The organism is Geodermatophilus sp. SYSU D01180 (assembly GCF_054050415.1).
In genome coordinates, this window is sequence record NZ_JBJGZH010000002.1 from 31,020 (window position 1) to 43,399 (window position 12,380).

Annotated in this window: 10 protein-coding genes; 7 read left to right on the forward strand and 3 right to left on the reverse strand. The window is 77.5% G+C overall.

The genetic code is table 11. From position 1 onward, the window contains the following. Window positions 1–136: 136 nt before the first annotated feature. From ACI8AA_RS02910 to ACI8AA_RS02920, 3 genes are all read left to right on the forward strand, one after another. Entirely contained in the window at window positions 137–2,458 is a 2,322-nt protein-coding gene (locus tag ACI8AA_RS02910; RefSeq protein ID WP_457043017.1) for a LuxR C-terminal-related transcriptional regulator, read from the forward strand. A gap of 71 nt (window positions 2,459–2,529) precedes the next feature. Beyond that, a complete protein-coding gene (locus ACI8AA_RS02915) occupies window positions 2,530–3,138 on the forward strand; it encodes a molybdopterin-dependent oxidoreductase (RefSeq protein ID WP_457043018.1) in 609 nt (202 codons plus the stop codon). Then, window positions 3,108–3,845 (forward strand): ferredoxin reductase, encoded by a 738-nt coding sequence (locus ACI8AA_RS02920; RefSeq protein ID WP_457043019.1) that lies wholly within the window; start codon window positions 3,108–3,110, stop codon window positions 3,843–3,845. The genes ACI8AA_RS02915 and ACI8AA_RS02920 overlap by 31 nt, the downstream gene beginning before the upstream one ends. Window positions 3,846–4,007: 162 nt before the next feature. Here ACI8AA_RS02920 and ACI8AA_RS02925 read toward each other — a convergent pair whose 3' ends face one another. Genes ACI8AA_RS02925 through ACI8AA_RS02935 form a run of 3 tightly spaced genes read right to left on the reverse strand, consistent with a single transcriptional unit; the run spans window position 4,008 to window position 6,948 of the window. Next, a complete protein-coding gene (locus ACI8AA_RS02925) occupies window positions 4,008–5,036 on the reverse strand; it encodes a lysophospholipid acyltransferase family protein (protein WP_457043020.1) in 1,029 nt (342 codons plus the stop codon). A 1-nt stretch (window position 5,037) separates the two neighbouring features. Further along, window positions 5,038–5,889 carry a patatin-like phospholipase family protein gene (locus ACI8AA_RS02930; RefSeq protein ID WP_457043021.1) on the reverse strand — a complete coding sequence of 284 codons (852 nt, stop codon included), beginning with the start codon at window positions 5,887–5,889 and terminating at the stop codon, window positions 5,038–5,040. A gap of 36 nt (window positions 5,890–5,925) precedes the next feature. Next, on the reverse strand, window positions 5,926–6,948 hold the full coding sequence (locus tag ACI8AA_RS02935; RefSeq protein ID WP_457043022.1) for an LLM class F420-dependent oxidoreductase: 1,023 nt from the start codon (window positions 6,946–6,948) through the stop codon (window positions 5,926–5,928). 103 nt (window positions 6,949–7,051) lie between these two features. Here ACI8AA_RS02935 and ACI8AA_RS02940 point away from each other — a divergent pair, with 103 nt between their 5' ends. Genes ACI8AA_RS02940 through ACI8AA_RS02955 form a run of 4 tightly spaced genes read left to right on the forward strand, consistent with a single transcriptional unit; the run spans window position 7,052 to window position 12,346 of the window. Continuing rightward, window positions 7,052–8,197, forward strand: a complete 1,146-nt coding sequence (locus ACI8AA_RS02940; RefSeq protein ID WP_457043023.1) for an acyl-CoA dehydrogenase family protein — start codon at window positions 7,052–7,054, stop codon at window positions 8,195–8,197. Next, entirely contained in the window at window positions 8,194–8,988 is a 795-nt protein-coding gene (locus tag ACI8AA_RS02945) for a TIGR03084 family metal-binding protein (RefSeq protein WP_457043024.1), read from the forward strand. The genes ACI8AA_RS02940 and ACI8AA_RS02945 overlap by 4 nt, the downstream gene beginning before the upstream one ends. Then, window positions 8,985–10,769 (forward strand): acyclic terpene utilization AtuA family protein, encoded by a 1,785-nt coding sequence (locus ACI8AA_RS02950; protein ID WP_457043025.1) that lies wholly within the window; start codon window positions 8,985–8,987, stop codon window positions 10,767–10,769. Before ACI8AA_RS02945 ends, ACI8AA_RS02950 begins: the two co-directional genes overlap by 4 nt. Beyond that, window positions 10,766–12,346: an acyl-CoA carboxylase subunit beta gene (locus tag ACI8AA_RS02955; protein ID WP_457043026.1), complete on the forward strand. Its 1,581-nt coding sequence runs from the start codon at window positions 10,766–10,768 to the stop codon at window positions 12,344–12,346. The genes ACI8AA_RS02950 and ACI8AA_RS02955 overlap by 4 nt, the downstream gene beginning before the upstream one ends. Window positions 12,347–12,380: the final 34 nt, after the last annotated feature.

Consider the following 12,380-nt stretch of genomic DNA (forward strand, 5'->3'; position numbering starts at 1 on the left):
GGGGGGGGGGGCGGGGGGGGGGGGGGGGGGGGGGACCGCGCCGGCGGGCGGCGCCGGGCCCCCCCCCCCGCCCCGGCCCCCCCCCCCCCCCCCCGCCCCCCCCCCCCCCCCCCCCCCCCCCCCCCCCCCCCCGCGGGTGCTCGGCCTCGTCGCCCGCCGGCTGCCCGGCCGCCGCTGCGGCTTCCTCGCCGCCGCCGGGACCGGCGGCGACTCGCTCCTGCTCGACGCCGGGCTGCCCCGCCTGGAGCTCGGCCCGCTCGACGACGCCGCGTCGGCGGACTTGCTCCGCACCCGCTCCCCCGGGCTGGCCGGGGACGTGCGCCGGCGCGTCCTCGACGCGGCGCGGGGCAACCCGCTGGCGCTGCTCGAGCTGCCCGCCGTCCTCCCCGGCTCCGACGGCGGGCCACTGCCCCTCCCGCCCGGGACGCGGCTGCACGCCGCCTTCGCCCGGCCGGTCGGCGCGCTGCCGGCCGCCACCCGCGCGCTGCTGCTGCTGGCCGCGCTGGAGGGCACCGGTGACCTCCGCGCGCTGCGCGCGGCCGCCCTGGCCGAGCGCCCCGAGCGGGACGACGGCTGGCTGGACGACCTCGCCCCGGCCGAGCGCGCGCGGCTGGTCCGCGTCGACCTGGCCGCCGGGCGCGTGGCGCTGCGGCACCCGCTCACCGGCGCGGCCGCCGTGGAGCTCGCCACCAGCGGCGACCGGCGGCGGGCGCACGCCGCGCTCGCCCGGGCGCTGGCCGGGGACCCGGAGCGCTGCGCGGGGCACCTGGCGCAGGCCGCGCTCGGGCCGGACGGGGAGGCGGCCGGCCTGCTCGAGCGGGCGGCCGGCCGGGCGCGGCAGCGCGGGGACGGGCCCGGCACCGTCGCCCTCCTGATCCGGGCCGCGGACCTCACCCCGCCCGGGCCCGCCCGGGCCCGCCGGCTGGCCGCGGCCGCCGCCGCGACGGTGGACACGACCGGCGACCTGCCGGCCGTGCCCGGGCTGCTCGCCCGGGCGCGGGCCGCCGACCCGCGCGCCGGCCGCTCCCCGGCGGTCGCCGCGGCCGCCGCCGCGCACCTGCTGCACGCCGAGGGCGACGTCGGCACCGCGCACCTCGTGCTGGCCCGCGCCGTCGGGACCGCGCTCGACGAGGGACCCGGCCCGGCCGCCGTCGCGGACGCCCTCCCGACCCTGCTGCTCGCCTGCCACCTCGCCGGCCGGGAGGACCTCTGGCGCCCCGTCGACGACGCCCTCGCCCGGCTCGGGACCGACGTCCCGCCCGTCCTGTCCGTGGCCGCCCGCACGGTCGCCGACCCCGCCCGGGCCACCCGCGCCGACCTCGACCGGCTCGAGGACCTGCTGACCGCGGTCCAGACCGACGCCGACCCGGCGTCCGTCGTCCGGGTCGCGGCCGCCGCCGCCCCCGCCGGCCGGCTCGCCGCCTGCCGCCCGGCCCTCGAGCGGGTCGTGTCCGCGGGAGGCCGGAACCGCGCCGCCGTCCTCGGTGCCCGGGTGCTGCTGGCGCAGGACGCGTACGCCGCCGGCCGCTGGGACGAGGCCGCCGGCGGCGCCGCGGAGGCGGTCCGCGAGGCCGGGGAGCTGGGGTACCGGCTGCTCGCCCTGCCCGCCGTCCACGTCCTGGCCCTGCTCGCGGCCGCGCGCGGCGACGAGGAGGCCGTCCGGTCCCGCACCGGCGACCTGGCCGCGGCGGCCGCGCACGGGGCCGGGCTCGCCGCGCACCTCGCCGCCCACGCGCGCGGCCTGGCCGCCCTCGGCCGCGGCGAGCACGACGACGCCGCCCGGCACCTCGCGGTGCTCGGGCCGGCCGGCCGGCCCGCGCCGCACGCGCCGGTCGCGCTGTCCGCCGCGCTGGACGTGGTCGAGGCGGCGGTGCGGACCGGCCGGCGGGCCGAGGCCGCCGCCTCCGTCGCCGCGCTGCGGCGCGCACCGGTCTGCGGCGCGGCGCCGGGGCCCGCGCTGGTGCTGGCCGGGGCGGCCGCGCTGGTCGCGCCGGAGGAGGCGCCGGGGTGCTTCGAGGCCGCTCTCACCGTCCCCGGGGCGCAGGAGCACCCGTTCACGCTCGCCCGGGTGCGGCTCGCCTACGGGGAGCACCTCCGCCGGGCGCGGGCGCCCGGCGCCGCCCGCGGGCAGCTGGCCGCGGCGCTGGAGGTCCTCGAGCGGCTCGGCGCGGCCCCGTGGGCCGCGCGCGCGTCGGCGGAGCTGCGGGCCACCGCGCCGTCCGCGCGCCGCACGGACGGCGGGCGCCCGGCCACGCTGACCGCGCAGGAGTACGAGATCGCGATGCTCGCCGCCTCCGGGCTGTCGAACAAGCAGATCGGCAACCGCCTGTTCCTCTCCCCCCGGACCGTGGGGGCACACCTCTACCGCGCGTTCCCCAAGCTCGGCGTCACCGCCCGCGCCGCGCTGCGCGACGCGCTGGCCGGGGTGCCGACCCCGCGCCCGCCGTCCGAGCGGTGACGGCGGTCGATCGACCGATGCCGCGGGGCGGCCGTCCCGGCACAGTCGGGACGTCGTCGGGAGGAGCCGCCATGTCCCTGATCTCCCGCGGGTTCGGCCACCGCGCCTCGGCCGCCACCCCGACCGACCGGCTGCCCCCAGGGCAGTACGACGTCGGCGACGCCTTCCCCGTGCTCTCCGCCGGCCCGACCCCGCGCACGCCGCTGGCCGACTGGGACCTCACCGTCCAGGGCGAGGTCGACGGCGTGCGCCGGTGGACGTGGGACGAGTTCCGGGCGCTGCCCCGCGAGGCGGTCTCGGTCGACATCCACTGCGTCACCAAGTGGTCGAAGTTCGGCACCCGGTGGGAGGGCGTCGCCGTCGACACGCTGCTGGCCGACCTCCCGCCGGCGGCCGCCTTCGTGCTGGCGTTCTGCGACGGCGGGTACACGACGAACCTGCCGCTCGCCGACGTCACCGGTGGCCGGGCCTGGGTGGTCGACACCTACGAGGGCGAGCCGCTGCCCCCGGAGCACGGCGGGCCGGCCCGGCTGCTGGTGCCCCACCTGTACTTCTGGAAGAGCGCCAAGTGGCTGCGCGGGTTCGCGCTGAGCCGGGCCGACGAGCCCGGCTTCTGGGAGACGTTCGGCTACCACGACCGCGGTGACCCGTGGCTGGAACAGCGGTACAGCGGCGACTGAGCTGGCTGCGGGCGACGCTGGCCGACGGCGTCCCCGAGTCGGCCCGGGTGCGACGGCTGTCCTTCGAGGTGCCCGGCTGGACCGGGCACCTCCCGGGCCAGCACGTCGACCTCCGCCTCACCGCGGAGGACGGCTACACGGTGCAGCGCAGCTACTCGATCGCCTCCGCGCCCGAGGAGCCGCTCGTCTCCCTCCTGGTGGAGCGGCTGCCCGACGGTGAGGTGTCGCCCTACCTGACCGACGAGCTGCGCGCCGGCGACGTGCTGGAGCTGCGCGGTCCCATCGGCGGGTACTTCGTGTGGTCGGCGGGCGCGGACTCCGAGCGCGGCGAGCGCCGGCCGGTGCAGCTGGTGGCCGGGGGCGCGGGCGTGGCGCCGTTCCTGTCGATGCTGGAGCACCGGCGCCGCACCGGCGGGACGGCGCCGGTCCGCCTGCTGTACTCCGCGCGCACCGCCGAGGACCTCCTCGGCCGCGCGGTGCTCGGGCCGGAGACCACGGTGACCCTCACCCGCGCCGCGCCGCCCGGCTGGACCGGCCCGACCGGCCGCGTCGACCGCGCGCAGCTGGAGGAGCGGGCGTTCGGCCCGGAGGTGCGGCCGCGGACCTTCGTCTGCGGCCCGACGTACTTCGTGGAGGACGTCGCCACGGCGCTGGTCGACCTCGGGCACGACCCGTCCGCGATCCGGCTGGAGCGCTTCGGCGGCTGACCGGCGGGGAGCCGCCGGCCGCGCTCAGACGCCGGCCGGGACCGGCGGGGTCACGCCGCGGGCGAGGGTGTCGATGGCGTTGGTGACCCGGTCATGGCGACCTCCTCGGGGGTGCGGGCTCCGCCTCCCACGCTCGTTGCCCCGCGGCCGGCGGGGCATCGGTCATCTGACCGTCGCCGAGGTCGTGCTGATCCAGTCGTCGATGGTCTCCCACCAGCGGTAGAGCCAGTCGGTCAGCTCCGCCTCGCCGCGCGGCACCTCCGCGGCCGGGACGAACCACCACCGCAGGTGCAGCGTCTTGTCGATGGGCAGCCCCCGCCACACGTCCCGGACCGTGCTCAGGTGCTCCAGCCCGGTGTGCGCGACGAGGACGACGTCGGCGTGCGGGGCGGCCTGCAGCGCCGCGACCACGCCGCCCGGGCGCGGGGGCAGCAGGTTGCGCATCGCCTCGGCCCGCCGCACCGCCGCGAGCAACCCGCGCTCGCGCAGCCGCTGGAGGGCCCGCACCTTGCGCCGCGGGGTGTAGTTCGCGCCCTCGGGGAAGATCAGCAGCGCGTCCTCCTCACCCAGATCGCGGGCGAGGACGGCGATCGCCTCCTCCGGGCTGCGCCCGGCCGCCGGGTCGGCGGGGACGAAGGAGTTGGGCAGCCGGTTGAGGTAGACGTCGACCAGCGGGTCCAGCTGCATCACGTCCTTGAGCACGATCCGCGGCTGGCGCAGGTGGTCGCGGTTCATCAGCGTGTGCACCAGCAGGAACGAGTCGCCGGGGCCGGCGTGCCGGGAGAGCACCACCATCGCGTTGGTCGAGCCGGGCACGCCGTCGTCCAGCGGCGACCACGAGTCGCCGTCGGTGACCAGCCGGAGCGCGAACAGCCGCTGCGCGGTCCGCATCAGCACGTCGAGCAGCACCCGCAGCACCGTGTAGTGCGCCGCCCGGGAGCGCGGGGAGTCCAGCCGGCGGCCGAGTCCGGCGGCCACCCACAGCACCGCCGCGGCGGCCAGCCCGGCCACCTCGAGGCCGAGGTAGACCAGCGCGAAGCAGAGCAGCCGCAGCGCGCGCAGCCGCCCGGGCAGGAAGAACGAGACGAGCACCGCGACGACGACGAGGACGGGCAGCAGGAGGACGGCGATCGCGAGCACGCCGACCAGCAGCGGGCCGGCGACCCGGCGGACGCGGCGCGGGGGCAGCACCTCAGACCACCCCACCCCGGCCGGCGGCGACCCGGTCCAGGTACTCCCCCGCCGCGGCGCGGGCCCGCTCGATGCGGGCCGGCACGCCGGAGAAGTCGCGGTAGCGCAGGTTGGCCGCCCCCGGCGGGTCCGGGTCCCCGGCCGGCAGCACGTGCACCGTGACCCCCTCCGGCAGCGTGGCGAGGTCGGCGGTGAACCGGTGCCGGCGGGCGATCTCGAAGGCGACGGTGGCGACCTCCCACGGCCGGGACGGCGGGGACAGCGGCCGGTCGATCCGCCCGACGTGCAGCACGTGGACGGTGGCGGCGCCCAGCGCCACCGCGCGGCCGACCGGGATGCTGTGCACCAGGCCGCCGTCGAGGTAGTGCTCGCCGTCGATCTCCACCGGCGGCAGCAGCCCGGGGACGGCGCAGGAGGCGAGCACCGCGTCGACCAGGTCACCGTCGGCGAACCAGTGCTCGGCCGCCCGCTCGATGCTCGCCGCCACGCACTGGAACGGGACGCGCAGCTCCCCGAACGTCCGGACCGGCAGGGCGTCCTCGAGCATCTCCCGCAGCGGCTCGCGCGGGTGCAGGTGCGTGCGGGTCCGGACCAGCGTGCCGACCCGGCCGAGCACCGACCCGGCGAACACCCGCCGGGAGGCCAGCTCCTCCCACACCCCGCGCAGCCGGTCCACCGCGGCCGGCGTCGGGTCGGCGGCGACGAGCGCCCCGTTGATCGCGCCCACCGAGGTGCCCACCACCAGGTCGGGCCGGACGCCGCGCTCGAGCAGCGCCTGCAGCATGCCGACCTCGGCCGCGCCGAGCACCCCGCCGCCGCCGAGGACGAACGCGGTGCCGCCGGTCTGTGCCACGCCCCGCATCGTGGCACCCGGGCGGCGGACCGCCACTCAGCCGGCCAGCTCGGCCATCGTCCGCAGCGTCTCCGGCGACCCGGAGACGAGCATCGTGGTGACCAGCGACGCCTCCCACGCCGCGAGGTCGTCGGCGATCTTGGCGCGGGGGCCGACGAGGGCCACCTTCTCGACCATCGCCAGCGGCACGGCCGCGACCGCCTCGGCCTTGGCGCCGGCCAGGTAGAGCTCCTGGATGCGGGCGCACTCGGCCTCGAACCCCATCCGGGCGAAGACCTCGTAGTGGAAGTTCACCCCGCGGGCGCCCATGCCGCCGACGTAGAGGGCGATCATCGGGCGCACCCGGTCGGCCGCGGCGTCGACGTCGTCGTCGACCTCCACCGGCACCGTGCAGGCCACCTCGAAGCCGTCCGCGGTGCGGCGGGCGCCGGGGCGGGCGAAGCCCTCGGCGAGTGCCGCGCGGTAGTGGGCGTCGTCGTGCGGTGAGTAGAACAGCGGGATCCAGCCGTCGGCGACCTCCGCGGCCAGCGCGACGTTCTTCGGGCCCTCGGCGGCGAGCAGCACCGGGACGTCGGCCCGCAGCGGGTGGACGGTCGGCCGCAGCGCCTTGCCCAGGCCGGTGCCGCCGGGGAACGGGATGCGGTACTGCTCGCCGTCGAGCCGGACCACCTCACGGGCGAAGGCCTGCCGGAGCACCGCCACGTACTCGCGGGTGCGGGCCAGCGGCCGCGGATAGGGCTGGCCGTACCAGCCCTCGACCACCTGGGGGCCGGAGACGCCGAGGCCGAGGACGAAGCGCCCGCCGGAGAGGTGGTCCAGCGTCAGCGCGGCCATCGCGGTGGCGGTCGGCGTCCGCGCCGAGATCTGGACGACGCCGGTGCCCAGCCGCAGCCGCGTCGTCCGGCTGCCCAGCCACGCCAGCGGGGTGAGCGCGTCGGACCCGTAGGCCTCCGCCGTCCACACCGAGTCGAAGCCGAGGTCCTCGGCCAGCGCGACCAGCCCCGCCTGACCCGGCGGCGGGCCGGCACCCCAGTAGCCCAGCGACAGCCCCAGCCTCACGGCACCCTCCGATCGTTGTGCAGGTCACACCATCCTGATAGACCTGACGCCAACGTCAAGTCCGGCCGCGGCCCGCGCCGCGCCGCCTCCGCCGGGGGTCCCCATGCGCTTCACCAGCGAGCACACCGCGTTCCGGAAGACGGTGCGCGACGTCGTCGAGCGGGAGATCGCCCCGCACGTCGACGAGTGGGAGCGGGCCGGCACCTTCCCGGCGCACGAGCTGTTCCCCACGCTCGGCGAGCTCGGCCTGCTGGGCCTGGAGTACGACCCCGAGTACGGCGGGCAGGGCGCCGACCACCTGTTCAGCGTCATCCTCTGCGAGGAGCTGCACCGGTCCGGCTGCGCCGGCGTCCCGATGGCGATCGGGGTGCAGACGATGATGGCCACGCCGTCGCTGCACGAGTTCGGCAGCGACGAGCTCAAGCGCCGCTACCTGGAGCCCGCGATCCGCGGCACCGCGGTCTGCTCGATCGCCGTCACCGAGCCCGGCGCCGGCTCCGACGTCGCCGGGCTGCGCACCCGCGCCGTGCAGGACGGCGACGAGTGGGTGATCAACGGCAGCAAGCTCTACATCACCAACGGCACCCAGGCCGACTGGCTGTGCCTGCTGGCCCGCACCTCCGACGAGGGCGGCCACCGCGGGATGAGCCAGATCGTCGTGCCCACCGACACCCCGGGGTTCTCGGTCTCCCGGAAGCTGGACAAGCTCGGCAACCGCTCCTCCGACACCGCCGAGCTGTTCTTCGACGACGTGCGGGTGCCGGTGTCGAACACCATCGGCACGGTCGGCCGCGGCTTCCAGCAGCAGATGGCGCAGTTCGTCGTCGAGCGGATGTTCGCCGCCTACGGCGCGGTGGGCAGCTGCCGGCACGCGCTGGAGCGCACCCGCGAGTACCTGCGGCAGCGGCAGGCGTTCGGCCGGCCGCTCGCGGCCAACCAGTACGTCGTCTTCCGGCTGACCGAGCTGTCGGCGCAGGTCGACCTGCTGCAGTCGCACAACTACGCGTGCGCGCAGGCGTACGTGGACGGCGAGGACACCACCCGGGCGGCCACGGTGGCCAAGCTGACCGCCGGCCGGCTGCTGCGCGAGGTGGCCGACGCCTGCCTGCAGTTCCACGGCGGCATGGGCTACATGGAGGAGACCTGGACCTCGCGGTTCTTCCGGGACAGCCGGCTGGCCTCGATCGGCGGCGGCGCCGACGAGGTCATGCTGCAGGTGCTCGCCCGGATGGACGGGTTCGACGCGTGAGCGGCGCCCCGCTGCTGCAGGCGCTGGTCGACGACCTCGACGCCGAGTCCGCCGACCTCGACGCGCGGGTCGCCCCGCTCGACGACGCCGCCTGGCTCACCCCCACCCCGGCGGCCGGCTGGGACGTCCGCGACACCGTCAACCACCTGCGGTTCTTCGACCGGGACGCGCTGCTCGCCGTCACCGACCCGGACGGCTTCCGCGCGCTGGTGGCCGGCCTCGGGGAGGGCGCGGGCGACTACGTGGAGCGGCTGACCCGCGAGGGCCGCGCCGATGCCCCGGCCGACGTGCTGGCCGCCTGGCGGGCCGGCCGGGCGGCGCTGGCCGCGGCCCTGCGCGCGGGCGACCCCGGCGTGCGGGTGCCGTGGTTCGGGCCGCCGATGAGCCCGGCGTCGTTCGTGACCGCCCGGCTGATGGAGACCTGGGCGCACGGGCAGGACGTCGTCGACGCGCTCGGCCAGACCCGGGAGCCGACCGCCCGGCTGCGGTCGGTCGCCGAGATCGGCGTGCGCGCCCGGCCGTTCGCCCACGCCGTCCGCGGCCTGCCGGTGCCCGACCGGCCGGTGCGGGTCGAGCTGACCGGCCCGGGCGGCGAGGCGTGGACCTGGGGGCCCGAGGACGCCGACGACGTCGTCCGCGGGACCGCGCTGGACTTCTGCCTGCTGGTCACCCAGCGCCGGCACCGCGACGACCTGGACCTCGAGGTCACCGGGGCCGCGGCGCAGGAGTGGGCGGGCATCGCGCAGGCCTTCGCCGGCCCGCCCGGCGCCGGGCGGGAGCCGCTGCGGTGACGGCGCCGCTGCGGGTGGCCAACGTGTCCGGGTTCTACGGCGACCGGCACGCGGCGATGCGCGAGATGCTCGACGGCGGCGAGGTCGACGTCCTCACCGGCGACTACCTGGCCGAGCTGACCATGCTCATCCTCGGCCGGCAGAAGGCCGAGGACCCGTCGGCGGGGTGGGCGCGCAGCTTCCTGTCCCAGTTGGAGGAGTGCCTGGGCACCGCGCTGGAGCGCGGCGTCCGCGTCGTGGCCAACGCCGGCGGCCTCAACCCGCAGGGCCTGGCTGCGGCGGTCACCGCGCTCGGGGAGCGGCTCGGGCTGCCGGTGCGGGTGGCGACCGTCGGCGGGGACGACCTGCTCCCCCGCCTCGGCGGGTTGCGCGGCCGGCTGCGCGCCGGCGACCGCCCGCCGGGTGACCGCGACGTCGGCGACGCGCTCACCGCCAACGCCTACCTGGGCTGCCGCGGCATCGTGCGGGCGCTGCAGGCCGGCGCGGACGTCGTCGTCACCGGCCGGGTGACCGACGCGAGCCTCGTCGTCGGGCCGGCCGCCTGGCACCACGGCTGGGGCGGCGACGACCGGGGCACGGCCGACCTCGACGCGCTGGCCGGCGCCACCGTGGCCGGGCACGTGCTCGAGTGCGGCGCGCAGGCGACCGGCGGCAACCACAGCTTCTTCACCGAGCTGCTCGACGCCGACCCCGCGGCGCTGGACCACGTCGGCTTCCCGCTCGCGGAGATCGCCGCCGACGGCACGGCGGTCATCACCAAGCACCCCGGCACCGGCGGCGCGGTGACGGTCGGGACGGTCACCGAGCAGCTGCTGTACGAGCTCACCGGCAGCCGCTACGGCGGGCCCGACGTGGTCACCCGCTTCGACACGCTGCGGCTGCGCCAGGCCGGCCCCGACCGGGTGGAGGTCTCCGGCGCGCGCGGGCTGCCGCCGGAGGGGCTGCTCAAGGTCGCGGTCAACCGGCTCGGCGGCTTCCGCAACGCGATGACCCTGCCGCTGACCGGCCTGGAGGTGGAGCGCAAGGCCGAGCTGCTGCGCCGCCAGCTGGCCCCGGCGCTCGAGGGCATCGAGGACGTCACCATCACCCTCGCCCGCACCGACTCCCCCGACGCCGCCGTGCAGGAGGAGGCCGCGGCGCTGCTGCACGTCACGGTCAAGGACCGCGACCGCCGGAAGGTCGGCAAGGCGTTCACGGTGCCGGTCATCGAGCTGGGCCTGGCCAGCATCCCCGGCTTCCACGCCACCTCGGCGCCGCCGAGCCCGTCCCCGTACGGCGTCTACTCCGCCGCCTGGGTGCCGGCCGTCGAGGTGCCGCAGGTGGTCGGGCTGCCCGACGGGACCACCGAGACGCTGCCGTCGGCCGTCCCCGCCGCGGCGGCCGACGGCGTCCCCGAGCCGGCGGGGCCGCCCCCGTGGGACGACGACGGGCCGACCCGGCGCGTCCCGCTCGGCCGGGTGGCCGGCGCACGCAGCGGCGACAAGGGCGGCGCGGCCACCCTCGGCGTCTGGGCCCGCGACGACGACGGCTTCGCCTGGCTGGCCGCCTTCCTCACCCCCGACCGGCTGCGCGCGCTGCTCCCCGAGGCCGCCGCGCTCCCGGTCACCCGCGAGCTGCTGCCCGGACTGCGGGCGCTGCTGTTCCAGCTGCCCGGGCTGCTCGGCGACGGCGTCGCCGCGGGGACCCGGTTCGACCCGCAGGCCAAGGCCGTGGGCGAGTGGCTGCGCTCCCGCGTGGTCGACGTCCCCGCGCGCCTGCTGCCCCCGGAGGGAGACGGATGACGGTCCTGGACGACCGCGCGGCGGGCAACCGCGCCGCGATGCTCGAGCGGCTGGCCGAGCTGGAGGAACAGCTCCGCCTGGCCACCGCCGGCGGCGGCGAGAAGGCGCTGGCCCGGCACCGCCAGCGCGGCAAGCTCACCGCGCGCGAGCGGATCGAGCTGCTGCTGGACCGCGACAGCCCGTTCCTGGAGCTGTCCCCCTACGCCGCGTGGGGCACCGACTTCCCGGTCGGGGCGAGCACGGTCACCGGCATCGGCGTCGTCGAGGGCGTCGAGGTGGTGGTCTCGGCCAACGACCCGACCGTCCGGGGCGGCACGTCCAACCCGTACACGCTGCGCAAGTCCGCCCGGGCGCACGACGTCGCGCGGGTCAACCGGCTGCCATTCATCAGCCTGGTGGAGTCCGGCGGCGCCGACCTGCCGACGCAGTCGGAGATCTTCATCCCCGGCGGCCGCGGCTTCCGCGACCTCACCCGGCTCTCGGCCGCCGGCATCCCGACCGTCGCGCTGGTCTTCGGCAACTCGACCGCCGGCGGCGCGTACGTGCCCGGGATGAGCGACCACGTCGTGATGATCGAGGACCGCAGCAAGGTGTTCCTCGCCGGACCGCCGCTGGTGAAGATGGCCACCGGCGAGGAGGCCGACGAGGAGTCCCTCGGCGGCGCGGCGATGCACGCGCGGGTCTCCGGCAGCGCCGACCACCTCGCCGTCGACGAGGTCGACGCCATCCGGATCGGCCGGCGGATCGTGCGGAACCTCAACTGGCGCAAGCAGGGCCCCGGCCCCTCCCGGCCGGCCGACCCGCCGCTGCACGACCCCGAGGAGCTGCTCGACCTCGCCCCGGCCGACCTCCGGCAGCCGCTGGACCCGCGCGACGTCCTGGCCCGCGTCGTCGACGGCAGCCGGTTCGACGAGCACAAGCCGCTCTACGGCACCTCGCTGGTCACCGGGTGGGCGAGCATCCACGGCTACCCGGTCGGCGTGCTGGCCAACGCCCGCGGCGTGCTGTTCCGGCAGGACGCCGAGAAGGCCGCCCAGTTCATCCAGCTGGCCAACCAGACCGACACCCCGCTGCTGTTCCTGCAGAACACCACCGGCTACATGGTGGGCACCGAGTACGAGCAGGACGGGATCATCAAGGCCGGCTCGCAGATGATCAACGCGGTGTCCAACAGCACCGTCCCGCACCTCACCGTGAACATCGGCGCCTCCTACGGCGCCGGCAACTACGGCATGTGCGGCCGGGCCTACGAGCCCCGCTTCCTGTTCACCTGGCCCAACGCCAAGAGCGCGGTCATGGGCCCGGCCCAGCTGGCCGGCGTCCTCGACATCGTCGGCCGGGCCAGCGCCCGGGCCCGCGGCCGCGACTACGACGAGGAGGCCGCGGCCGCGATGCGCGCGGCGGTGGAGCAGCAGATCGAGGCCGAGTCGCTGGCGCTGTTCCTCTCCGGCCGGCTCTACGACGACGGCATCATCGACCCCCGCGACACCCGCACCGTCCTCGGCCTCGCCCTCTCGGCCGTCCACAACGCCCCGGTCCGAGGACTGCACGACGGATGGGGGGTGTTCCGGCTGTGACCGAAGGTCTTTCCGGCCCGCTCCAGGGCACCGC

Excerpts from the sequence above, each read along its gene's own strand:
- ACI8AA_RS02955 (WP_457043026.1), top strand. The coding sequence starts at position 10,766 with ATGACGGTCCTGGACGACCGCGCGGCGGGCAACCGCGCCGCGATGCTC.
- ACI8AA_RS02940 (WP_457043023.1), top strand. The coding sequence starts at position 7,052 with ATGCGCTTCACCAGCGAGCACACCGCGTTCCGGAAGACGGTGCGCGAC.
- ACI8AA_RS02915 (WP_457043018.1), top strand. The coding sequence starts at position 2,530 with ATGTCCCTGATCTCCCGCGGGTTCGGCCACCGCGCCTCGGCCGCCACC.